This window comes from Maribacter sp. 4G9, assembly GCF_002742265.1.
Taxonomy (GTDB): Bacteria; Bacteroidota; Bacteroidia; order Flavobacteriales; family Flavobacteriaceae; genus Maribacter.
In genome coordinates, this window is sequence record NZ_MDGL01000039.1 from 67,454 (window position 1) to 90,471 (window position 23,018).

Annotated in this window: 23 protein-coding genes; 6 read left to right on the plus strand and 17 right to left on the minus strand. The window is 41.1% G+C overall.

All coding sequences use genetic code 11. The features are described 5' to 3' along the window. Positions 1–3 precede the first annotated feature (3 nt). From murD to BFP75_RS05680, 7 genes are read right to left on the minus strand one after another with little or no spacing between them, the layout of a single operon-like run. Positions 4–1,338, minus strand: coding sequence for a UDP-N-acetylmuramoyl-L-alanine--D-glutamate ligase (gene murD, locus BFP75_RS05650; protein WP_099544140.1), 1,335 nt, complete (start codon positions 1,336–1,338; stop codon positions 4–6). After that, positions 1,339–2,559 (minus strand): phospho-N-acetylmuramoyl-pentapeptide-transferase, encoded by a 1,221-nt coding sequence (gene mraY, locus BFP75_RS05655; RefSeq protein WP_099544142.1) that lies wholly within the window; start codon positions 2,557–2,559, stop codon positions 1,339–1,341. It abuts the gene before it with no gap. A gap of 17 nt (positions 2,560–2,576) precedes the next feature. Further along, the gene (locus BFP75_RS05660) at positions 2,577–4,040 is read right to left on the minus strand and encodes a UDP-N-acetylmuramoyl-L-alanyl-D-glutamate--2,6-diaminopimelate ligase (RefSeq protein ID WP_099544144.1); all 1,464 of its coding nucleotides are present in this window, start codon (positions 4,038–4,040) and stop codon (positions 2,577–2,579) included. Next, entirely contained in the window at positions 4,037–6,043 is a 2,007-nt protein-coding gene (locus tag BFP75_RS05665) for a penicillin-binding protein (RefSeq protein WP_099544146.1), read from the minus strand. The genes BFP75_RS05660 and BFP75_RS05665 overlap by 4 nt, the downstream gene beginning before the upstream one ends. 3 nt (positions 6,044–6,046) lie before the next feature. After that, positions 6,047–6,382, minus strand: coding sequence for an FtsL-like putative cell division protein (locus tag BFP75_RS05670; RefSeq protein ID WP_240531706.1), 336 nt, complete (start codon positions 6,380–6,382; stop codon positions 6,047–6,049). A 5-nt stretch (positions 6,383–6,387) separates the two neighbouring features. Continuing rightward, complete coding sequence (gene rsmH / locus BFP75_RS05675) at positions 6,388–7,302, minus strand: 16S rRNA (cytosine(1402)-N(4))-methyltransferase RsmH (RefSeq protein WP_240531707.1); 915 nt, start codon at positions 7,300–7,302, stop codon at positions 6,388–6,390. Next, the gene (locus BFP75_RS05680) at positions 7,271–7,744 is read right to left on the minus strand and encodes a division/cell wall cluster transcriptional repressor MraZ (RefSeq protein WP_099544150.1); all 474 of its coding nucleotides are present in this window, start codon (positions 7,742–7,744) and stop codon (positions 7,271–7,273) included. The genes rsmH and BFP75_RS05680 overlap by 32 nt, the downstream gene beginning before the upstream one ends. A gap of 259 nt (positions 7,745–8,003) precedes the next feature. Between BFP75_RS05680 and BFP75_RS05685 the strand changes: the two genes are divergently transcribed. Together BFP75_RS05685 and yihA are read left to right on the plus strand one after the other, a co-directional pair. Next, positions 8,004–8,768 carry an alpha/beta fold hydrolase gene (locus tag BFP75_RS05685; RefSeq protein ID WP_099544152.1) on the plus strand — a complete coding sequence of 255 codons (765 nt, stop codon included), beginning with the start codon at positions 8,004–8,006 and terminating at the stop codon, positions 8,766–8,768. A gap of 10 nt (positions 8,769–8,778) precedes the next feature. After that, positions 8,779–9,405, plus strand: coding sequence for a ribosome biogenesis GTP-binding protein YihA/YsxC (gene yihA, locus BFP75_RS05690; protein WP_099544154.1), 627 nt, complete (start codon positions 8,779–8,781; stop codon positions 9,403–9,405). Between the two features lie 17 nt (positions 9,406–9,422). Here the strand turns inward: yihA and gldC are convergent, their stop codons facing one another. After that, positions 9,423–9,758, minus strand: coding sequence for a gliding motility protein GldC (gene gldC / locus BFP75_RS05695; RefSeq protein ID WP_099544156.1), 336 nt, complete (start codon positions 9,756–9,758; stop codon positions 9,423–9,425). Then, a complete protein-coding gene (gene gldB / locus BFP75_RS05700) occupies positions 9,759–10,688 on the minus strand; it encodes a gliding motility lipoprotein GldB (protein ID WP_099544158.1) in 930 nt (309 codons plus the stop codon). A 115-nt stretch (positions 10,689–10,803) separates the two neighbouring features. Between gldB and nadE the strand changes: the two genes are divergently transcribed. Continuing rightward, complete coding sequence (nadE, locus tag BFP75_RS05705) at positions 10,804–11,592, plus strand: NAD(+) synthase (protein ID WP_099544160.1); 789 nt, start codon at positions 10,804–10,806, stop codon at positions 11,590–11,592. A 173-nt stretch (positions 11,593–11,765) separates the two neighbouring features. Beyond that, on the plus strand, positions 11,766–12,395 hold the full coding sequence (locus tag BFP75_RS05710) for a response regulator transcription factor (protein ID WP_099544162.1): 630 nt from the start codon (positions 11,766–11,768) through the stop codon (positions 12,393–12,395). A 61-nt stretch (positions 12,396–12,456) separates the two neighbouring features. Here BFP75_RS05710 and dnaG read toward each other — a convergent pair whose 3' ends face one another. Continuing rightward, entirely contained in the window at positions 12,457–14,436 is a 1,980-nt protein-coding gene (gene dnaG / locus BFP75_RS05715) for a DNA primase (RefSeq protein WP_099544237.1), read from the minus strand. A 174-nt stretch (positions 14,437–14,610) separates the two neighbouring features. Here dnaG and BFP75_RS05720 point away from each other — a divergent pair, with 174 nt between their 5' ends. Next, the gene (locus BFP75_RS05720) at positions 14,611–15,216 is read left to right on the plus strand and encodes an SIMPL domain-containing protein (RefSeq protein ID WP_099544164.1); all 606 of its coding nucleotides are present in this window, start codon (positions 14,611–14,613) and stop codon (positions 15,214–15,216) included. Between the two features lie 12 nt (positions 15,217–15,228). Next, on the plus strand, positions 15,229–15,468 hold the full coding sequence (locus BFP75_RS05725; protein ID WP_099544166.1) for a zinc-ribbon domain-containing protein: 240 nt from the start codon (positions 15,229–15,231) through the stop codon (positions 15,466–15,468). A gap of 60 nt (positions 15,469–15,528) precedes the next feature. On the opposite strand, the gene BFP75_RS05730 is transcribed toward BFP75_RS05725, so the two are convergent. The 7 genes from BFP75_RS05730 to BFP75_RS05760 form a co-directional block, all read right to left on the minus strand. Continuing rightward, on the minus strand, positions 15,529–16,608 hold the full coding sequence (locus tag BFP75_RS05730) for a hypothetical protein (RefSeq protein ID WP_099544168.1): 1,080 nt from the start codon (positions 16,606–16,608) through the stop codon (positions 15,529–15,531). Between the two features lie 119 nt (positions 16,609–16,727). Continuing rightward, positions 16,728–17,483: a hypothetical protein gene (locus tag BFP75_RS05735; RefSeq protein WP_099544170.1), complete on the minus strand. Its 756-nt coding sequence runs from the start codon at positions 17,481–17,483 to the stop codon at positions 16,728–16,730. After that, positions 17,470–18,033 (minus strand): RNA polymerase sigma factor, encoded by a 564-nt coding sequence (locus BFP75_RS05740; RefSeq protein WP_099544172.1) that lies wholly within the window; start codon positions 18,031–18,033, stop codon positions 17,470–17,472. Before BFP75_RS05740 ends, BFP75_RS05735 begins: the two co-directional genes overlap by 14 nt. Before the next feature lie 121 nt (positions 18,034–18,154). Continuing rightward, positions 18,155–19,132 (minus strand): polyprenyl synthetase family protein, encoded by a 978-nt coding sequence (locus BFP75_RS05745; protein ID WP_099544174.1) that lies wholly within the window; start codon positions 19,130–19,132, stop codon positions 18,155–18,157. A 273-nt stretch (positions 19,133–19,405) separates the two neighbouring features. Further along, positions 19,406–20,446, minus strand: a complete 1,041-nt coding sequence (gene rlmN, locus BFP75_RS05750; RefSeq protein WP_099544176.1) for a 23S rRNA (adenine(2503)-C(2))-methyltransferase RlmN — start codon at positions 20,444–20,446, stop codon at positions 19,406–19,408. Between the two features lie 121 nt (positions 20,447–20,567). Beyond that, positions 20,568–21,620, minus strand: a complete 1,053-nt coding sequence (gene queA / locus BFP75_RS05755) for a tRNA preQ1(34) S-adenosylmethionine ribosyltransferase-isomerase QueA (RefSeq protein ID WP_099544177.1) — start codon at positions 21,618–21,620, stop codon at positions 20,568–20,570. A gap of 156 nt (positions 21,621–21,776) precedes the next feature. Further along, on the minus strand, positions 21,777–23,006 hold the full coding sequence (locus BFP75_RS05760) for a 3-phosphoshikimate 1-carboxyvinyltransferase (protein ID WP_099544178.1): 1,230 nt from the start codon (positions 23,004–23,006) through the stop codon (positions 21,777–21,779). Positions 23,007–23,018 lie beyond the last annotated feature (12 nt).

The following is a 23,018-nucleotide window of genomic DNA, read 5'->3' on the forward strand; positions in this document are numbered from 1 at the left end:
TATTTATAAATTTTTTACGCAATTCTTAAATTGATTCCCGCGGTCCTCATAGTTCTCAAAAAGGTCAAAACTGGCACAGGCAGGAGACAATAACACCGTATCGCCTCTTTCTGCAATTTTGTAGGCCACTTTTACCGCTTCCTCCATAGCATAGGTCTCCACCAATAGATCCACTACATTACCAAAAGTGTCCTTGATTTTTTCATTATCGACCCCCAAACAAACGATGGCCTTCACTTTCTCCCGCACCAAGGGCATCAACTCCTTGTACTCATTACCTTTATCCACTCCTCCAACTATCCAGACCACAGGCGTCTTCACGCTATCAAGAGCGTAATACGTGGCATTTACATTGGTAGCCTTGGAATCGTTTATATACTGCACATGGTGTATTTTCAAAACCTTTTCCAAACGATGTGGGGCCCCTTGGAAATTGGTAATACATTCCCTAATAGTTTCTTTGCGGATACCCACTAATTTTGCCACCATGGCAGCAGCCATTGTATTCTTTAAATTGTGTTGGCCTTCCAATGCTAAACTGTCTGTCATCATTTTTATAGTGTCTACTTGCGTTGTTATTTTAATTTCATTTTCTTCTATACAGGCTCCTTCCTTCAAGGATTCCTTCAAGGAAAAAGGGAGTAATTTGGATTTGACCGGGTGTTCCTCCAACCAATTGGCAATAACTTCATCATCAGCATCATAGATAAAATAATTCTCCCTTTTTTGGTTTTTGGTGATCAAGAATTTGGAGGCGATATAGTTTTCGAACTTATATTCATACCTATCCAAATGGTCCGGAGTAATGTTGGTAATTATGGAAATATGCGGTTTAAATTCCCGGATACCGTCCAATTGAAAACTGCTGATTTCCAAAACATAGTAATCAAAGTTTTCCTCGGCCACCATTTTTGCGAAACTATCACCAATATTACCGGCCATACCTACGTTCAAACCGCCACTTTTTAAAATATGGTAGGTAAGCATCGTAGTGGTAGTCTTTCCGTTGCTTCCGGTTATCCCTATGATTTTTGCATCGGTGTATCTACTTGCAAATTCAATTTCAGAGATAACGGGAATGCCTTTATTGACCAGCTCCTTCACTAGGGGAACAGCATCTAGAATTCCGGGACTTTTCATGACCACATCGGCCTTCATTATTTTTTCCTCGGAATGTTTTGATTCCTCCCAATCAATCCCAAAATGTTCAAGAACGTTTTTATATTTTTCCCTTATTTTTCCCTTATCGGAAACGAAAACATCAAATCCCTTTTTTTGTCCTAAAATGGCCGTACCCACGCCACTTTCACCACCACCAAGCACTACCAAAAAAGCCATCTATCTCACCTTAAGTGTTACAATGGTCACAACGGCCAACATAATGCCCACAATCCAAAATCTGGTTACGATCTTACTCTCGTGATATCCCTTCTTTTGATAATGATGGTGCAGGGGCGACATTAAAAAAATACGCCTGCCTTCCCCAAATTTCTTTTTGGTATACTTGAAATACGCCACTTGTGTCATGACCGATAGGGACTCCGCGAAAAAAATACCACAAAGGACGGGAATCAATAATTCCTTTCTAACGATTATGGCAATTACCGCGATTACCCCCCCAATGGTCAAACTGCCCGTATCTCCCATAAAAACTTGGGCCGGATAGGTATTGTACCAAAGAAAACCTACCAATGCCCCAACAAATGCGGTGATGAATATCAACAGCTCACCTACCCTTGGTATGTACATAATATCCAAGTATTCTGAAAAAATAATATTACCGGAAACCAAGGCGAAAACCCCCAGGGTAAATACTATTATGGCCGAAGTCCCCGCTGCCAGACCATCGATACCATCCGTTAGGTTTGCCCCGTTGGAAACAGCCGTCACAATTAAAATGATAATGGGAATGAATATCAACCAGGCATACTCCTTGGCCCCTTCTCCCATCCAAGAGATAAAACTTCCGTAATCAAATTCATTATTTTTGAAAAAAGGTACGGTGGTCATCGTAGACTTTATTTCCTCACCACGTACCTCCTCAACCGTAAACTGCTCCGTGATTATGGTCTTATTATGGTCGCGCATGGTTACCTCTGGATGGAAGTAAAGTACCGCACCTACCAAAAGACCCAACACCACCTGGCCTATCACTTTGAACCTTCCCTTAAGTCCTTCCTTGTTCTTTTTGAACACCTTAATATAATCATCGATAAAACCAATGACCCCCATCCATAAAGTGGTGAAAATCAACAAAATGATGTATATATTTTCCAATCTGGCAAAAAGTAGTACCGGAATAAGCGTCGCCAATATGATGATTACACCGCCCATGGTTGGAGTACCGGCCTTTTGCTTTTGTCCTTCCAGACCTAAATCCCTTATGGTCTCACCTACCTGCTGATTTTGAAGAAATAGGATTATTTTTTTACCATATGCCGTGGCGATAATAAGGGAAAGCAAGATGGCCATACCCGCACGAAAGGTGCTGAACTGGAACAGACTCGCTCCAGGCAGCTGGTATTGCTTCTCCAAATATTCGAACAGGTAGGTTAACATATATTTTTCTTAAGTGCCTATTTTTCGAAGGCCTGTAACAATTCCTTTACAATTTTAAAATCATCAAAATCAATGCGTTTGCCATTGGTTTCTTGATAGGTTTCATGGCCCTTTCCGGCTATTAAAATAATATCATTGGCATCTGCCAACTGGCAGGCCGTCTTTATGGCCTGTTCCCGATTTTCAATGGATAAAAATTTTTTTGCGTTCTGAGGTTCCACGCCACTTTCCATTTCAGCAATAATGGCACTGGGCGATTCCGTCCTTGGATTATCCGAAGTGAAAATTACCTTGTTGCTCATTTCCGAAGCGATATTGCCCATTACCGGACGCTTAGATCTGTCTCTGTCGCCACCACACCCCACAACGGTGATGACGTTTTCATTTCCAGTCCTCAACGTGTTGATTGTCTCAAGCACATTTTTTAAAGCATCCGGCGTATGGGCATAATCAACTATTGCCGTTATTTTATTTTTTGATATATAATACTGAAACCTTCCATCTACATTTTCCAACTCGCTCAACAATCGTAAAATCTCCAATTTTTCCAGTCCCAATAGGTCGGCCGCCGCATAGATACAAAGCATGTTATAGGCATTGAAATGTCCTATAAGTTTTATCCATAATTCATTATCTTCAATTTTGAGCAACTGACCATCGAATTGGTTTTCCAAAATCTGTCCCCTGTAATCCGCATAATTTTTTAAGGCGTACGTGAACTTTTTTGCCTTGGTATTCTGGAGCATTATCAAACCGTTCTTATCGTCGATATTCGTAAGCGCAAAAGCCTTTTTGGAAAGGTTATCGAACAGTTTCTTTTTAGTGTCCCGATACTCCGCAAATGTTTTGTGGTAGTCCAAATGATCATGGGACAGATTTGTAAATATGGCCCCTTCGAATATTAGGCCTTCGGTCCTTTTCTGATGAATTCCATGGGAACTGACCTCCATAAAACAAAACTCAACCCCCGCATCGTTCATCAATCGTAAATGATGGTTGATTACTAGGGCATCTGGTGTGGTATGGCTCGTAGGATATTCTGTATCATCGATCATGATTTTAATGGTCGATAACAAGCCAACTTTATACCCCGCCTTTTTGAACAATTGGTACAACAGACTGGAAACTGTCGTTTTTCCATTGGTTCCTGTTACGCCCACCAATTTTAGGTTTTTGGAAGGAGTATCATAATAATTGGACGCCATGATGGCCAAGGCCTGTTGCCCATTTTCGACCTCCACATAGGTAACACCATCCATCATTTTTCTTGGCAGCTTCTCGCAAACAATCGCCCTGGCACCAAGTTCGACAGCCTTGTCCAAAAATTTATGACCATCTGTTACGGTGCCCCTGGTTGCCACAAAGGCATCTCCCTTTTGTACTTTTCTGGAGTCAAAGCATACCGAGACCACTTCGCAGTTTGTGGTGCCACTAACTGCAGAAATATGAACGCCGTACAATATGTCCTTTAATATCTTCACGATAACTCCAATACTATTTTTTTGACCTTCTTTAAATCGGTTCCCTTGGATATGGATTGATTCTTTACCTTTCCGTTCCCCTTCACCTCTACTTCCAGCCCCAGGTTTTCCAATATTGAAATAGCATCCATACCACTCATACCCCTTACATTGGGAACTTGCTTATATTGTTTTTGGATATTGGCATAATACCCCTGATAGGCATCCTCCAATCGAGTTTCCAATACTTCCTTAACATCCACCTCATCGATCAATGGGGATGTGGCATAAATTTTTTGCGCAATGGATTTAAAAACCGGTCCGGAGACATCGGCACCATAATAGCCCACACTTTTGTCCGGTTCATGTATTACAACAATGCAGGAATACTTTGGGTTATCCGCAGGAAAATATCCCGCAAAAGAGGAGATGTACTTTAGCTTATCTGGATCTTTGCTTACATAGTTTTTCTGGCATGTACCCGTTTTACCGGCCATGGAGAAATTTGGAGAATATAGACCGTGCCCGGTACCATGTTTCTTTTCCACCACATCCTTTAACAACTGTTGTACTTTTTTTGCCGTTTCCTTGGAACATATGGATGGGTTCAGCACCTCCTTTTCAAACTTTTTGACCGTTTTGTTCCATTCCTTCACCTCTTTGATCAATCGAGGTTTGATCAACTCTCCATCATTGGCAATGGCATTATAGAAAGCCAAGGTTTGGAGTGGGGTCATAGCCACTTCATATCCATAGGCCATTTGGGCCAGAGATAGTCCAGACCATCCTTTATCCCCTGGATACCTTAAGACCGGTTTGCCCTCTCCTTTCACGGGAAGCCCCAGTTGCTTATGAACATCCATACTCATGAGTCGGTTCACATATTTCTCTGGATCATCCTTGTAGTTATTGTGAATAATTTTCGCAAAGGCTGTGTTGGAAGAAACCTCGAACGCTTCCGATACAGAAATTTTACCATACCCCCCATTCTTGGAGTCCTTTACGTAATGGTTATAAATTTTCCATTTTCCCTTTTCAGTATCCACCACGGTACTGGTATCGATTACCTTATCTTCCAGGGCCGCTACCAAGTTCACCAACTTAAATGTGGAACCCGGTTCGTGGGATTCCCCAATGGCATAGTTCAAACGTTCGTAATACTTGCCATCTGTGGTCCTGCCCAAATTGGAAATGGCCTTTACCTCTCCCGTTTTGGTCTCCATGACGATAACGCTGCCATGGTCTGCCTTATATTTTTCAAGCTGCTTCAACAGGGCGTGGTGCGCTATATCCTGGATATTGATATCGATTGTGGAATAGACATCATAGCCGTCCTTTGGCTCGACAATGTTATCATACCCAATGGGCTTCCATTGGTTTTTGGCGATTTTTACTTTGGACCTCTTACCTTCGATACCGCTCAAGTATTCGCTAAAGGCACCTTCCATTCCAACTCTGGTATGGTATCCATTTTCGTCAACACGCTCGTAGCCCACACTTCTTTCCGCAATTTTACCCAATGGGTGCTCCCTTTTGGTATTCTGTTCAATGACAATACCCCCTTTAAAAGGGCCCAATTTAAATAACGGAAAGCCCTTTACAGCCATGTATTCAGAATAATCCAGGTTTCTAGCAATCAGGGCATACCTGTTTTGGTTTTGTCTGGCCTTTCTAAGTAATTGTTGGTAATACGATGACTCCTTGTTAAATAATTTCGCCAAGGCATCTGACAAGGGTTTCACATTCTCCTTAAAGTCCTTTTCACTTACCGTTACGGCATCAAAATGTATATTGTATTTAGAAACGGAAGTGGCCAATAAGCTTCCATCATCTGAATAAAGATTCCCCCTATTGGGAGCTATGGTAAACATTTTTGTGGTTCTGGTTTCGGCCAATGCCATATATTTTTCACCATCCACAACTTGGATGGAAACCAGCTTGAACAATACCGCACCTGCAAAAACCACTAGGCATGCCGCTACGATATAGAGTCTGGACAATATGGATTTATCTGTTACCGGCATTTCCTAATTAGAGGGGTTTAATGATTCTACCTTTATTTTCTTTGGTGGGGTTTCCGATGGATACAGACCTTTTTCCTGGACCGTACTTGTTATGGTGGACTCCAGTTTTAATTTCTGCAAATCTGAACGCGCATCAACAAATTCGTTTTTCAATTCCTTGACACTTTCGTTCAGGGCGGCTATTTTGTGTACCTTTTTATCGGCGCTATGGGAACTACTTATCATGATTGCCGCCAAAAAGGAGGTGAAGATGATGAACCTCCAGTTTTTTAGCGAATCCCCATCCACCAAGAACTTTCCCTTCAAAATGTCCAATATGCCCTTTTTAACTTTCATCATTCAAATTATATGCGTTCAGCAATTCTAAGCTTTGCGCTTCTTGCCCTATTATTCCTTGTTATCTCTTCCTTTTTTGGCACGATCAACGGTCCAACTTTTTTCAACGGAACATCGACGTTCCCATAAAAATCCTTTTCTGGCTCCCCCTCAAATTGACCCGACCTTATAAATCTTTTGACCAAACGATCCTCCAGTGAATGGTAGCTAATCACACTCAACCTACCCCCTATATTCAATAATTCCGGCACTTGCTCCAAAAACTCCCGGATAACGGCCATTTCTTGATTTACTTCGATACGAATCGCCTGATAGATCTGTGCCAAAATCTTATGCTTTTTATGCTCTGGCAAAAACCCTTTCAATACCTCTTTCAATTGTTGGGTAGTACCTATCGGTTCCCGCTCCCTTGCCGCTATTATGGTATTCGCAATGGCATTGGCATTTCGCAAGTCCCCATATTCAAAGAGCACGTTCCTTAAATCATCATAGGAATACCTGTTCACCACATCATTGGCGGAAAGCGCATTGCGCTTGCTCATTCTCATGTCCAACATCGCATCAAACCGTGTGGAAAAACCCCTTTCGGCTTCATCGAACTGATGTGAGGAAACCCCAAAATCGGCCAAGATGCCATCCACTTTTCGTATGCCATAGAACTTTAAAAACTGGGCGATATACCTGAAATTTTCACCGATCAAAACAAATCTCTCATCCTCTAGTCGATTCCTCTGTGCATCTTCATCTTGATCAAAGGCGAACAACTTGCCACCGCTCCCCAATCTTTTCAGTATTTCACTCGAATGGCCTCCTCCGCCAAAAGTTACATCCACATACACGCCATCCTCCTTGATTGCCAGACCATCCACGGACTCTTTCAGCAATACCGGGTTATGATACATCACCACCTGGCTTTTCGGCATATTTCACTTCATATGCCAACTGCTCCCGCTCTTCAGGAGAAGACTCTACATCCCCATCGTACGTAGCCTTGTCCCAAATCTCCAAATGCCTATCCATTGGAGACAATACCACATCCTTTTTAATATCTACAAGACCTATTACATCCTTGGGAATCAACAACCTACCCGCCGCATCAATTTCAACCTGCCTTAGGCCCGAGGTAAACTTCCTTTTGAACTCGCGATCTTTTCTACTGTCCCCCAGCTTTTCATTGAGTTTTTTAACCTCGGATTCCCACTCGTGCTTAGGATATAGCTCCAAACATTCATCGTAATAGGACTTTTTTATAAAAAAACCATTACTCAACATTGGAGCCATTTGATTCCTAAGGGACACGGGTAACATTACCCTCCCTTTGGCATCTGCCTTACAGTTATATACCCCTGAGAAATAGATTTCCAATATTGTTGGCCTTTCTTATACAACTCAAATATATAAATATTATTACCACATTTTACCACAAAAAACCACTTTGTTAATAAAATAGCGAATTTTTACATCAATTTTGACACAAGTTGAATCCAAATCACCACAAATAAGCGTAACGAACAATAACATCGTTCTCAAAAGATGTAGATTCCCAGGAATTTTGGAAGGCATATTAATGTTATTCTATTCTATCTAAATACCTATATTTGCCCAAATGTCAGAACCCGAGTAGATGGATGACGAAATAATCAAAGACGGGAAGTTCAGGTATATTGAAAAAGGGGAAGGAACCCCTATCATAATCCTGCACGGTCTTATGGGCGGCCTGAGCAATTTTCATGGCGTTACGGACCATTTCCCTAAAATGGGCTATAAAGTGCTAGTTCCAGAACTTCCAATATATAGCATGCCCATGCTCAAAACCAATGTAAAGAACTTTGCCAAATACTTGGAAAAGTTCATTGAGTTCAAAGGGCTTAAAGACGTGATTCTATTGGGAAATTCCCTAGGAGGCCATATTGGACTGCTACACACCAAATTATATCCTGAAATGGTAAAGGCCCTTGTCATAACAGGAAGTTCCGGACTTTATGAAAGTGCCATGGGCGATGGATACCCCAAACGTGGGGACTATGAATTCATAAAGAAGAAGGCGCAGGACGTTTTCTACGATCCAGAGGTTGCTACCAAGGAAATCGTTGACGAGGTCTATGCGACCGTAAACGACCGTATAAAACTGGTAAAGACCTTGGCCATTGCCAAAAGTGCCATACGCCACAATATGAGTACTGATTTACCGACCATGAATACCCCCACCTGTATCATCTGGGGCGAAAACGACACGGTAACCCCGCCAGATGTTGCCGAGCTTTTCCATGAGCTTTTACCGGATTCCGATTTGTTTTGGATCAAGGAATGCGGCCATGCACCTATGATGGAACATCCCATAGAGTTCAACACCATTTTGGAGGAGTGGCTACAAGCGCGTAACTTCTAAATCAACCTCAATGAAAATTAAGTCGGCAGACTTTGTTATGAGCAATTCGGATGTTGCCAAATGTCCCAATGAGCCACTGCCTGAATATGCCTTTATTGGAAGGTCCAATGTTGGGAAATCTTCCTTAATAAACATGTTGACGGACAAAAAGAACTTGGCAAAGACATCGGGCAGGCCTGGAAAAACCCAATTGATCAACCATTTTAAGATCAATGAAAATTGGTTTCTGGTAGACCTTCCCGGTTATGGATATGCAAGGGTTTCCAAAAAGGACAAAAAAACCTTCCAAAAATATATTACCAACTATTTCCTCCAGCGCCAACAGCTGGTATGTTCCTTTATATTAATTGATATCCGCCATAAACCGCAGCCCATAGATCTGGAATTTATGCAGTGGATGGGCGAAAATGGCATTCCCTTCGCAATCGTTTTTACAAAAGCCGATAAGCTAAAGCCCCTCGCAATCCAAAGACATGTAACCGATTACCTTCAACATTTATTAAATGAAGTCTGGGAAGAGGCACCACAATACTTTATCACTTCTTCTAGCAAAAAAACGGGAAGGGATGAATTGCTGGACTATATAGATGCCGTGAACCTCGAATATTTCGATGCAAGCAGAAACAACCCAATTTAGCGCCCAGCTCCGAAACGCTACTTTTTTAATTCTAACTTTTCAGCAAAATAATCACAAAAATCCTTCATAGTGGCCGTCATTTTTTCATCTTGGGTGGCCCTCATAAAAGTATCCGATAGCGAAACCAAGGTTTGGTGGAAGAAAATCTTCATTTCATCAACGGGCATGTCCTTCGTCCATAAATCTATTTTCAAGGATTCCCGGTTTTTGCTATCCCAAACGGAGAGCAACATGGCTTTGGCCTCTTCATTATCTATTCCTCCGTCCTCTGCGGACCATGATAGTTTTTCCGGTACCCGGTTCTCATCAAGACCTACCCTCAAGGTAATCTCCGACTCATGTAAATCTGACATCTAGCTTCTTGGTTTATAATTGGATTTTTTGAATATTTCCTCCTCGGGCATGGTCAACAACTGCTTCAGGTTCAACTCATTGTTTTCCATAAACGATCTTACGATTTGCCAACCTATGTATCTGCCCAGACGCCCAGGAGATTCATTGTCCAGCTCCAGACCAAATTTTGAAAAAGGTGCCGGATCTAAAAACCGTTGGTTCAATCGGGTTTCTGTACTGTACAGATATTCATTCTCCACAAAGTTTCTCCAAATGGGCTCTTCATTTGCCATGGCCCAATCCATTTCGTCCTCACTATACCCAATCTTAATCTGGTCCTTGGTGTAGGGCATTAGTTTATCTTTTAGATAGAGTTCCTTCCCAAAATAGATCATTCGAGCAAGATAGGTGCGGTCCCTAGGCCTTGGAACCACTTTTTTGGCAAAGGCGCTTGCCACATCGCTTACCATAAATTTTCTATCTAAAATGTTTGCTACGTAACGTTGAAAGCCGCCGTAGTATTTATGTTGGGAACCTAGATAGTTGTCCAATCCTATAAACAACAATGTATCAGCAAAAATAATCCTGTTATCATAATCAACATCATTGGTAACTGTAATAATCTTAGGGGTTTTCTGCTCTGGAAAGTAATATTTGATATGCCTGAACAAATCTGATAGTCCTTCTTCCTCATCCTCAAAACTATTGAACGTGTTGCCCACTTGTTGAAACAGTTCGACCTGAAGGGAATCTTTCATTTTGGCAACCCAAACACTATCCGGAGCAGGGAAGAGATATGGAAACATTTTTCTCAATTTGGGGAGACCTGCCTCACCCGATTCGGCGAACAACCTGTCAAATCTTTCTATTTTTAGGTCCATAGGAATTTTTGAAATATCCTCTTCGACCTTATCGCTGTCATTACATCCAATAAAAACGAGAAAATTGATAAAACAATAAAAATAGGTTTTCTCATACCAAGTATTTCTGGATACATTTTATTTTTAAACAAGGACAACTTATTTTTAGGCAAAGTTAATCGATCTAAACATATTTTATAAGCGTATGCAAACGGAAAAAGTTATCGATCACATTGTAAGTTGGCTCAAGGACTATGCATTGAATGCAAATCAAAAAGGTTTTGTCATTGGCATCTCTGGCGGAATAGATTCTGCCGTCACTTCTACCCTATGCGCCAAAACCGGTTTGGACCTGCTTTGTTTGGAGATGCCCATACACCAAGCCGTAAACCAGGTCGACAGGGCCTCCAACCATATTGATTGGCTACAAAAGAACTTCCCCAATGTGACCAGACAGCCCGTAAACCTTACCCCTGTTTTTGATAGCCTTGTCGCCGCTTTTCCAAAAGTGGAAAACGAGGAAGAACGATTTATGTCCTTGGCAAATACCCGGGCAAGGCTTAGAATGACCAGCCTTTATTACTTTGCCGCCTTACATAGGTACCTAGTTGCTGGAACAGGCAACAAGGTGGAGGATTTTGGTGTTGGGTTTTACACAAAATATGGCGATGGCGGGGTCGATTTAAGTCCCATTGCCGACCTATTAAAAACAGAGGTTTATGAAATAGCCAAAAAATTGGGTGTTAATGAAGAAATAATAAAGGCGGCACCTACAGATGGGCTATGGGGAGACGACCGTACGGATGAAGACCAAATTGGGGCCTCCTATCCTGAGTTGGAATGGGCCATGCGTATGAAGGACGAGGGCAAAACTATTGAAGATTTTACAGGAAGGGACAAAGAGGTATTTTCCATATTCATAAGATTCAATACCATGAACCGCCATAAAATGGAACCCATTCCCGTTTGTATCATACCAGAAACCTTGAAATAACCACTCACCTAAGAATCAAGTTAATAAAACGAATAATAAAGCCATTTTAAGGGCGTTAAATAAAAATAGTACATCTTTGTCTTCTAAATTTGATATTTTAGTCCTACATTGCATGTACTCTTTTTCTTTAATGGAAAAACAACCGGCCTAAACTATCTTGAAAAAACAACATAATGATAAAAGTTTTAATTGCGGATAATCATCCTATCATCCGTATGGGTGTTAGGAATGTATTGGAATCCGCGTCTGGTTTTGAAATGGTAGACGATGTTGCCACCACGGAAGAGCTTTTCGAAAAACTACAAAATGTAACCCCCGATGTTGTAATGCTTGAAATGGACATTCCCGAGATGAACGGAATTGCCGCTTTAAGAAAAATCAAAAAAGAATATCCCAACGTAAAGGTACTTATGTACAGTGGACAATCTGAGGATGTCTATGCGCTAAGTGCCATTAGGGCAGGGGCTTTTGGATATCTATCCAAAGCTTCCGATGTTGACTATATTCTCTCGGCGGTAACTAAAGTTAGTGAGGGAAGCATGTTCATAACCAATGAATTGGCACAAAGATTGGCATTTGATGAGGGTACGAAGAAACCTAGAAGGTTTTTCCGTAAACTGTCCACAAGGGAAATTGAGGTGTTAAAACTTCTGGCCAGTGGCAGAAGAAACAAAGAAGTCGCCCAAGGCTTGAATCTTAATGAAAAAACGGTTAGCACCTATAAGGCCCGTTTGATGAAAAAGCTGAACGTGGACAATATGGTAGATCTTCTACAACAGGCCAAAGCCCTGGAACTTTATTAAAATACAGATTAATATTATAAAGAAGACCCGCCATTAAAGCGGGTCTTCTTTATTTAGGGTATTAAGAAAGTACCCTATTCAACTTTTGGTTCAACAGTTTGTTAAGCTGTAAGTAATTCATGATTTCCTCCAAAATTTCCTTATTATCCTCTTTTGCATCTTCCGTTTCATTTTGTAGGGCCTGCATTCTTTTCTTAATAAGAAAGCAGCGCAAGGTTAGGATGGTCTCGCTTACCAGTTGGGCTATAACACTTCCTTTTTCTTTAGGATAAATATCCTTTCGCTCCCAATTGTGCAAGCTGTAACGTTCCTCTTCCATAAGGATGGAGGACACCTCATTTCCCAATTCCTGTTCCAATGCCGCAATAAAATCACTGACCTTAAAATCCTCGTTTTCGTTCAGGGCGGCTATCAATTTATAATAAACATCCCTAAAAGTAGGGTTTGCCAACTCTATCTCATCTTCCTGCAAATCCAAGTACACCTTTTCGTACACTTTTATTTCCAAAGACTCCGGTTCCAGGACCAAGTCCCCACTCTCATTTTCCTTTAACACCAGGTCCTCAAATTCTTCCTTCCTGTTGCCATACAACAAAAGACTTTCAATGATCTTGCGTTCAAGTTCATATTGGACATCCACTTTTTCGCCAACAGGTTCATTTCTGACTACATCAAAAGCTTTTTGATCTTGTTTTTCCTTTTTTAGAGCGTCTGCCTGGTCCTTTTTTCCAATTTGCGCCAAGGTGCTGAAAAGCACACCTTCTGAAATGTTCATGATCTGTGCACATTCCTGCACATAGATTTCCTTTTTTATCCGATCGGGAATTTTGGAAATGCTGTTCACGATATCTCGTACCGTATCCGCTCTTTTTATGGGGTCGTCCGATGCTTCTTTCACCAGCAAGGAAGCCTTGAACCTAATAAAATCCTTGGAATTATCCTTAAGGTACTGCTCTACCTCTTCCAATTCATTGTTCTTGGCAAAACTATCGGGGTCTTCGCCTTCTGGAAAAGTGCAGATACGGACATTCATGCCCTGTTCCAAGATCAAGTCTATCCCCCGTAATGACGCTCGTAACCCGGCAGCGTCACCATCGAATAACACCGTGATATTTTTGGTCAACCGGTTAACCAATCGGATCTGTTCCGGCGTAAGCGCCGTACCACTGGACGACACCACATTGTGAATTCCTCTTTGGTAGAACTGAATGACATCTGTATATCCCTCCACCAAATAACAATTATCCTCTTTGGCAATGGCCTGTTTGGCATAGTAAATTCCGTATAGAACCTTGCTTTTATGATATATTTCGCTTTCAGGCGAATTCAAATACTTAGCCGCCTTTTTATCGTTGGTAAGGATACGCCCTCCAAAACCCAAAACCCTGCCACTTAGGGAATGTATGGGGAACATGACCCTACCTTTAAAACGATCGAACTTTTTTGGGCTGTTTGGGTTGTTTGAATCCTCCTTTACTATGGTGAGACCGGTTTTTTCCAGATAATCCAATTGATATCCTTTGTCTAGGGCAGCCATGGTAAATCCGTCCCACTGATCCAAACAATAGCCCAAACCAAACTTTTGAATGGTATCTTCCGTAAAACCTCGTTCCTTAAAATAACTTAGCCCTATGGCCTTCCCCAATTCAGTTTTCCACAAGATGTCCTGAAAATAGGAACTGGCATATTCTGATACCAAATACATGCTCTCAAGTTCATTGGCCTGCTCCTTTTCCTCGTTGGATTGTTCCGTCTCCTCTACTTCTATATTGTATTTTTTGGCCAAATACTTTATGGCTTCGGGATAGGTAAAATGCTCGTGTTCCATTAAAAATGCCACTACGTTTCCGCCTTTTCCACTACTGAAATCCTTCCAAATCTGTTTTACCGGGGATACCATAAAACTAGGGGTACGCTCGTCTGTAAATGGGCTTAGGCCCTTAAAATTGGAACCTGATTTTTTCAATTGCACAAAATCACCGATCACTTCCTCCAAACGCGCCGTTTCATAAACTTGATCGATAGTGGTTTTGGAAATCATTTGCAACTGGTGTTTCTGGCTTTGGAATCTAGAATAGAATACCAAATGTATCAAAATGAAGTGAATTTTCTCCTGTTCAAATGAAAATGCGCGCACCTATATTTTTAAAACAGCACATATTCAAAAAAATGGAAACTAATGGTATCTTAGCTTAAACACTTTAATTTAAAAACCATGAAAAAATCACTTCTCCTTTTATTTTTCCTTTGCTTTTTGAATACCCTTTTCGCACAGGAAAACCCCAACACCATTAATACAAATGGGACCTATGAATACGATTTTGCACCTACGTATACCAGTAGCATGATCATTAGCCTTAACAACGTCTATTACGACGCTCAAACGGTCAGCTTGGAGGAACTAAAGAAAACATATTTGGATAAATTGCGCCAGGCAGGATTGGACACATCAAAACTAAAGGAAGACCCCTTATCCTATGCTTTGATGGGATATGAAAAGGACGGCATAATCCTAACCTATACGACAGATTCTTTGGAAGAGATACAGAATTTTCTATTGGTTATGTCCATGGGGGTATCCCGTTCCGAAACTTCCATGAAAGCAAGACTAACCGATAGCCAAATGGCGGACTATGCCCATAAAGCCTATGAAAACGCAAAACAGAAAGCGGAGGCCATCGCCAAAAAAATAGGACGTTCCGTAGGAAAAGTAATTTATATCAGCGACGGTAATAATGAAGAAATCAACGAATCGCTTTATTATGGCAATGCCGTTAAGAAACGCACCTATTATCTAAACGCTTCTTTTGAACTGTTGTAGACCCTAATTCTTATGATTCTTTTTTTTGGAACACGACCGGGTAAATCAGAAACCAAATTTCTCCAAGGTGTTTCTTGTCCGTACTGTAACCAAATGGGTACGCTAAGTGCTTTTATTTCTTCAAATTATTTTCATCTATTCTGGATAAAACTCTTTAAAATTTCCTCGTCAAAAGTAGTGGAATGCAACCATTGTAAACGTGTGTACTATCCAGATGAGTTTTCGGAAGAAATGAAAAGTGCCACAAATTAGAAAAGGGCATACCCAAGTGGCATGCCCTTTCTAACTCAAATAAACATTAAACCTGCATCTTTATAAATCGAATCTAAGGCCAAGCGATACGTTTCTTTGGTCTATGGCCCCATCTTTAAAAATGGGGTTTAGGTCATATTTAAGGTACAGCAGCACTCCATCAAATCCCGCATAGGCACTTAAACCATAGATAAGGTTGTTGGTATTGTAGTCCCGTTTCAATTTATCCTTGACACTACTGCCATCTTGTTCGTATTTCAGCTTTTGCCTCGTTCCGATATTAAAACCACCATAAGCACCTATTCCCAAGCGAAATTGATTTTGCAAGGAGTATCTTATGGTCTTATCCGTTTCCTTGAATTTTGAGGGGCCAAACTCCAAATGGAAGGGGAATACCAAATTATCCATTCTAAACTTAGATTTATCAAGCTCATATTCAAAGGTTTGAAGCTCGGCGTTCCCTTGATCGTTCAAAACAAAATATTGATTGTCCTTCATTTCAAGTCCGTTGAACTGGAAAGAAAACCCGTAGTTCAACCTAAGAAAATTGGTATTCTGAAAAACCCGTGTCCGCCATTGCCAGCCCATTTCAAAAAACCTGCTCCCGCCCAACTGGTACGGAGAATCGTTCAAGGATTGACCGTCTATAATAGCATTGTTTAATCCCACGGCAATAACAAAGTCAGAATACGTACGGCGATCATATTTTAAATCCCGTTTCCAAGTGTTCGTATTGAAAATATAGCTCTCGGCAGGTTTCCCTCCAATATCGATTCCTATGCGAATTTGACCTTCAGGTATTGAATCCACTTGAATATCGTTGAACAAAATCCCATCATTACGTTCTAGCAAAGAAATTTGATTATCGATAATCACGAGCCTATTCTCAATATTCAAGGCCCTTTTTTCAGCTGCCGCTTCCTTTAGTATTTTGGCTTCTTCTTCCGAAATGGAACCATCGGCTAAACGTCGGTTTATTTCAGCTACTTCAACTTTCAAGGCCTCCTTCTCCTGTTGCGTGACTTGCTCCTTTTGTGATTTTAAGGCCTCTACCTTTTTTGCATATTCCTCTTGGGCACTTATTGTGTTCACTACGCATATTGTAGCCACTACCAGTACAAATAATGTAATTGTTCTCATTTCTTTTGATTTTGATTTTGATTGACCCTTCGACTACGCTCAGGGCAAATGAATAAAACTCCAGTCCCTGTCCCTATAGTAATGTATAGAGCGAAGGAAATTTAGATTGTTTTGATGAATTAGTTGTTCCTGTCGGCCACGGCCGTCCTAACCTTCAGAAAACCGGCCTTTAAGGTTTCAAAAATTTGGTCCCGGAAGGATTGATCAAGTTCTTCCTCTACCTCGGTCAACAAGGCCATGGCATTGACCGAATTATCGTAATTAAAAAGCTTTTCCCTTAAAATTTCCTTTTGGGCGTTCATTAGTAGGGAGTCTACTTCGGCATCCGTTATTTTTCCATGTGTTTCTATGTCATTCACTTGGGCGATTACATCGGCAATTTTCGCATCCAGAATTTCCGTGGGAACCATGGGGATAATTTCATCCTCCAAGGACGAGTGGGGCGTATTCGCTACCGATGTACCTGTATCTATAACCGACTCGAATTGAGAGTTCAATGAAGGCTGAATATTTCCGTTCCTATTTCCTTTGGGTTCCTTAGTATCGTTTACCACAAGTGCTTCGGACTGTATAACTCCCAAAACTATCGAGTCTTTTGCTTCCTTATTTTGCTCAATAATTTTAGTATTCCCTGAATCAACAACCTTTATAGGTGCAGGGCCATCAATTTCTTCGGATTTAGTAAAGAAAAAAAGCGAGGTTCCTAAAAGGAGGACAATACTTGCTGCGATTCCTATCCAAAAATAGCCGTTCTTCCCTTGTTTCCTTGGTTCTTCCAATTGACCGGAAATCCTTTCCCAAGCAGCATCCGAAGGAGTAATCCTCCTTTCTTCCAATTTGTTCTTGATATGCGTTTCAAACTTATCTGGTTCCATATCCAATGATATTTTGTTGTTGTAACTGCTCTTGGAGCATTTTTCTGGCCTTAAATAGTTGGGATTTGGAGGTGCTTTCCGTAATATCCAACATTTTGGCAATTTCTTGATGTTTGTATCCCTCTACGGTATACAGTACAAAGACCATTTTATATCCTTGGGGCAAGGCGTCTATTAACCTTTGAATATGTTCGGTATCCAAATCCGATACTACTTCGGAGAAATTTGGCTGATTGTCCTCAAAAATGGCATCGTCATACACTACAAACTGCTGTTTTCTAAGAAAGGAAATACTTTCCCTAATCATAATTCTTCGTACCCATCCTTCAAAGCTGCCCTGAAACTTGAAGGACTCCAGATGATTGAACATTTTTACGAACCCTTGTATCATTACATCCTCGGCAAAGTGAGTGTCCTTTATATATTGCCTACAAACACTGAGCATCTTAGGCGCATGTTTGGCATACAAAACCCTTTGGGCTTCCCTGTTCCCATCTATGGCTTTCTTTATAAGCTGCCGTTCGTTTTTATAAAAGGGTATAATTTTCAAATCTTTTAAGGTCTTCTATTAAAATAGACGCATACAGATGCAATATAGTTGCCTGATTCTTAAAATAATTTTTAAATTATTTAAAATCAATAAGTTATATTACGAAAAAAAATTAAAAACCTTATTTTTTACGCTCCACAACGTAATTTACCATAAGCTCCAAGGAATCCCGATAATCCGATTTTGGATATTGATGTAGCAATGAAAGGGCTTCGTCCTTAAATTGGAGCATTTTGGCAACGGCATATTCCAAGCCCCCAACTTCCTTGACAAAAGCAATGACTTCCTTTACCCGTTTTTTATTCTTATTGTGGTTTTTGACCGAATTTATCAACCAGTTTTTTTCCTTTTTGGAGCAATTGTTCAAGACATAAATTAAGGGAAGGGTCATTTTTTGTTCCTTGATATCGATTCCCGTTGGTTTGCCAATTTTCTCTTCCCCGTAATCAAAAAGGTCATCCTTTATCTGAAACGCCATGCCGCACAATTCACCAAATTTCCGAAATGTTTCCACATCCTGACTATCGGGCTTTACGGAACAGGCGCCCAGGCTACAGCAAGCAGCAATTAATGTGGCCGTTTTTTGGCGAATGATATCATAATACACTTCCTCGGTAATGTCCAACCTTCGGGCCTTTTCAATTTGAAGCAGTTCCCCTTCGCTCATTTCCCTTACCGCAACGGAAATAATTCCGAGTAAATCAAAATCCCCGTTATCAATGGAAAGCAACAGTCCCTTGGACAATAGGTAATCCCCAACCAGAACGGCAATCTTGTTTTTCCAAAGTGCGTTTATGGAGAAAAAGCCCCTGCGCTTATCACTTTCGTCCACCACGTCATCATGTACCAAAGTAGCCGTATGTATCAATTCGATCACAGATGCACCCCTATAGGTACGTTCGTTGACTTCCCCATTGTTCAATAATTTAGCGGCAAGAAATACGAACATAGGTCGCATTTGTTTGCCTTTCCTGTTAACTATATAATAGGTAATCCTATTGAGAAGAGCCACCTTGGAAACCATTGAATCCCGGAATTTGGTTTCAAAAAGATCCATTTCCCGGTTGATCGGTTCCTTTATTTGTGATACTATTTTCAAGCAGTTTGGCTTAGAATTTCAAAATTAGGGAAAAGAGTTCAGTGAGCGGTAATTAGGGGGTGGGAATTAGGTGTTGGTTAAAGTAATAACTCTTCTCTTTTAGCTGCTTTCATATGTTTCAGGTTTCAGGTTCTATATGAAATCACTTTTAGCTAAAAACTTATAATTCTTAACTATAAAATTGACATTAAGAGGTCAGTGGTCAGTGGTCATTGGTCATTGGTCATTGGTCACAAAAAAACAACTTTCGCTTTTAACTTTTAACTATAAACCTTACGATTTATTTGCCAATTGACCACAGGCAGCGTCAATATCCTTTCCCCTTGATCTTCTAACGGTAACCGTAATGCCGTTCCTTTCCAAGGTTTCCACATACATTTCAATGGCAGTATTGGAAGCTTGCTGAAAATCCCCGTCATCAATGGGATTATACTCGATAAGGTTTACCTTGGATGGTGCAAACCTGCAAAATTCCACCAAGGCGTCCACATCCTTTCGTTGGTCATTGATACCTTCCCAGACCACATATTCATAGGTAATGCGACTTTTGGTCCTTTGATACCAATACACAAGTGCCTCTCTAAGGTCGGCCAAGGTAAATGTGGCATTAAAGGGCATTATCGATGTTCTGGTTTCGTCTATGGCAGAATGAAGGGATACGGCCAATTTGAATTTTACGGCATCGTCCGCCATTTTCTTGATCAGTTTGGGTACGCCAGAAGTGGAAACGGTAATTCGTTTTGGAGACATGCCCAAACCTTCTGGGGAGGTGATTTTTTCAATGGCCTTCAATACATTGTTGTAATTCATGAGGGGTTCGCCCATACCCATAAAAACAATATTGCTCAAGGGTCTATCAAAATACAATCGGCTTTCGTTATCAATGGCCACTACTTGATCATAGATTTCATCGGGATTCAAGTTTCGCATGCGTTTTAAGCGGGCCGTGGCACAGAATTTACAATCCAAGCTGCAACCCACCTGACTGGACACACAGGCCGTGGTCCTTGTTTTGGTAGGAATGAGTACAGACTCCACCACCAAATCATCATGCAGACGTACGGCATTCTTAATGGTACCATCTGAACTACGTTGCATTTGGTCCACTTGGATATGGTTGATCACGAAGTTCCTTTCCAACATATCGCGGGTCGTCTTTGACAAGTTGGTCATTACATCAAAGGAATGGGCGGATTTTTGCCAAAGCCATTCATAGACCTGGTTGCCCCTAAAGGCCTTATCCCCTTGGGAAACAAAAAAATCCCTTAGTTGGTCCCTGGTCAATGCCCTTATGTCCTTCTTCCTTGTTTCCATAAAAGGTGTAATACCATTCTCATTTTTGGAATGGTTTTATCGCTATCGACAAAAATCCCGCTTTTCAAAATAATGATAAAGCGGGACCCTTCTTATTTATCTCCTCAAAAGTTGGGGAAAGTTATCTTAAAATGAGCATGGCATCGCCATAAGAGTAAAACCTATAACCTTCCATAATGGCTTCCTTATATGCCTTTTTCATTAAATCGTGGCCCATAAAAGCTGAAATCATCATCAATAAGGTCGATTTTGGCAAATGGAAATTGGTAATCATCGAATTTGCAATACTGAACTCGTACGGAGGGAAAATGAATTTATTCGTCCAACCTTCAAACGTATTCAAGGTACGATTGGATGAGACCGCGCTCTCCAATCCCCTCATAGCAGTGGTCCCCACGGCACATATTCGTCTTTTCTTGGCAATGGCATTGTTGACAATTTCAGTAGCCTTTTCATCAATGATCAATTCCTCACTATCCATTTTATGCTTGGAAAGATCTTCTACCTCAACAGGATTAAATGTACCCAAGCCCACATGCAAGGTAAGTTCGGCAAAATTAACACCCTTTATTTCCAACCTTTTCAACAGATGTTTTGAAAAATGGAGTCCTGCCGTTGGAGCCGCTACGGCACCTTCATGTTTGGCATAGATGGTCTGGTATCTTTCCTCATCTTCCGGTTCCACTTCCCTCTTGATATATTTGGGAAGCGGGGTTTCGCCCAGTTCCCTTAATTTTCTTCTAAAATCCAAATATGCCCCGTCGTATAGAAACCTTAACGTTCTACCGCGGGAAGTGGTATTGTCAATGACCTCTGCAACCAAGGTTTCATCATCACCAAAATAAAGCTTGTTCCCTATACGGATTTTTCTGGCAGGATCCACCAAAACGTCCCATAGACGTTGCTCCTCATTGAGCTCACGTAAAAGAAATACTTCGATACGGGCACCTGTTTTTTCCTTGTTACCATATAAACGTGCCGGAAATACTTTGGTGTTGTTAAGGACCATTATATCCCCCTCATCAAAATAATCGATCATATCCTTGAACATTTTATGTTCAATTTTACCTGTTTTGGTGTCTATGACCATTAATTTGGACTCATCCCTATTCTCTGACGGATGTTCGGCCAATAACTCCTTTGGAAGCTCAAAATTAAAATTGGATAATTTCATGTATTTCTTTTTTATTGACCGCCAACACTAGATGTTTCTTCCCAAAAAATTATTTCAAAAGAATTTTTAAGGCCACTTCTTAGTATAATTTTTGCACCGCTTTTTGCGGCTGCAAATATACGAACCACAACAGGGGGTTGTCAAGTAAAACATCAATTATAATTCCCGCACCTTAAAATGTAGCTTTTCCAGGTCCTTCCAAAAATCGGGATAGGACTTTGTAACCACCATGGCATCGTTGATTACCAGGGAAGTCCTTAGTGCCAGGGGAGCAAAGGCCATGGCCATTCTGTGGTCGTTATACGTGTCTATGGCAACGTCCTTGTTTATGGTACGGGAGGCAATTAACGTGAGTGCCTTGTCAGTAACTGAAATATTCGCCCCTAATTTTGTCAACTCCGTATTCAATGCCTCCAATCTGTCCGTCTCCTTTATTTTGAGGGTATGAAGACCGGTTAGGTGACAACCCATTCCCAATCCAAAACACGTGACCGCGATTGTTTGGGCTATATCAGGTGCATTTGCAAGATCATGGTCAATAACTGAATTATGAGTATCCGACACTTTTTTCAACGTGATCTCATTTTTACCAAAGGAGGTCTCCACCCCAAAATCCGTATATATTTCCTGAAGAATACTATCTCCTTGTAAACTGTTCTTTTTATAGGCCGATAGGGTTATTGCAGAACCCACGTCCGATAATGCGACAATACTATAGAAATAAGATGCGGAACTCCAATCCGACTCAACCACCAAGGCAGTAAGGTTGACCGATGCTTTTGGTTTTACCAAAATCGTATTCTCTTGAAAACTAGTTTCAATTCCAATTTCGTTCAATAATCCCAAGGTCATATTTATATAGGGAACCGAGGTAATTTTACCCACCAGCTCCAACTCGAGACCATTTTCCAAACTGGGCGCGATCAGCAAGAGCGAAGAAATATACTGGCTGCTAATATTGGCCGGTAGGCTTACTTGATTTTTGGCAAGCTTTTTCCCTTTGATGCGAAGGGGCGGGTATCCTTCTTCATTTACATAGGAAATATCGGCCCCCAATTCGTTCAAGGCATCCACCAGTATTTTTATGGGCCGCTCCGTCATTCTTTTAGATCCGGTCAGGATTACGTCGCTTCCCTCCAAGGCCGCAAAGTAGCCGGTAAGGAAACGCATTGCGGTACCCGCATGGTGAATGTCCACCGTTCCCTTTTTTTGCATTAGCCCGTTTTTCATGACGTGGGCATCGTCAGAATTTGAAAGGTTCTGTATTTCAATACCGGGGTATAATGCCGATAATAGAAGTGAGCGGTTGGATTCACTCTTTGAACCCGTTATTTTGATCGTATCTTTAAGTACTGTATTGTTAGGGCCGGCGAGGTGGATTTTCAAGATAAATGGTAT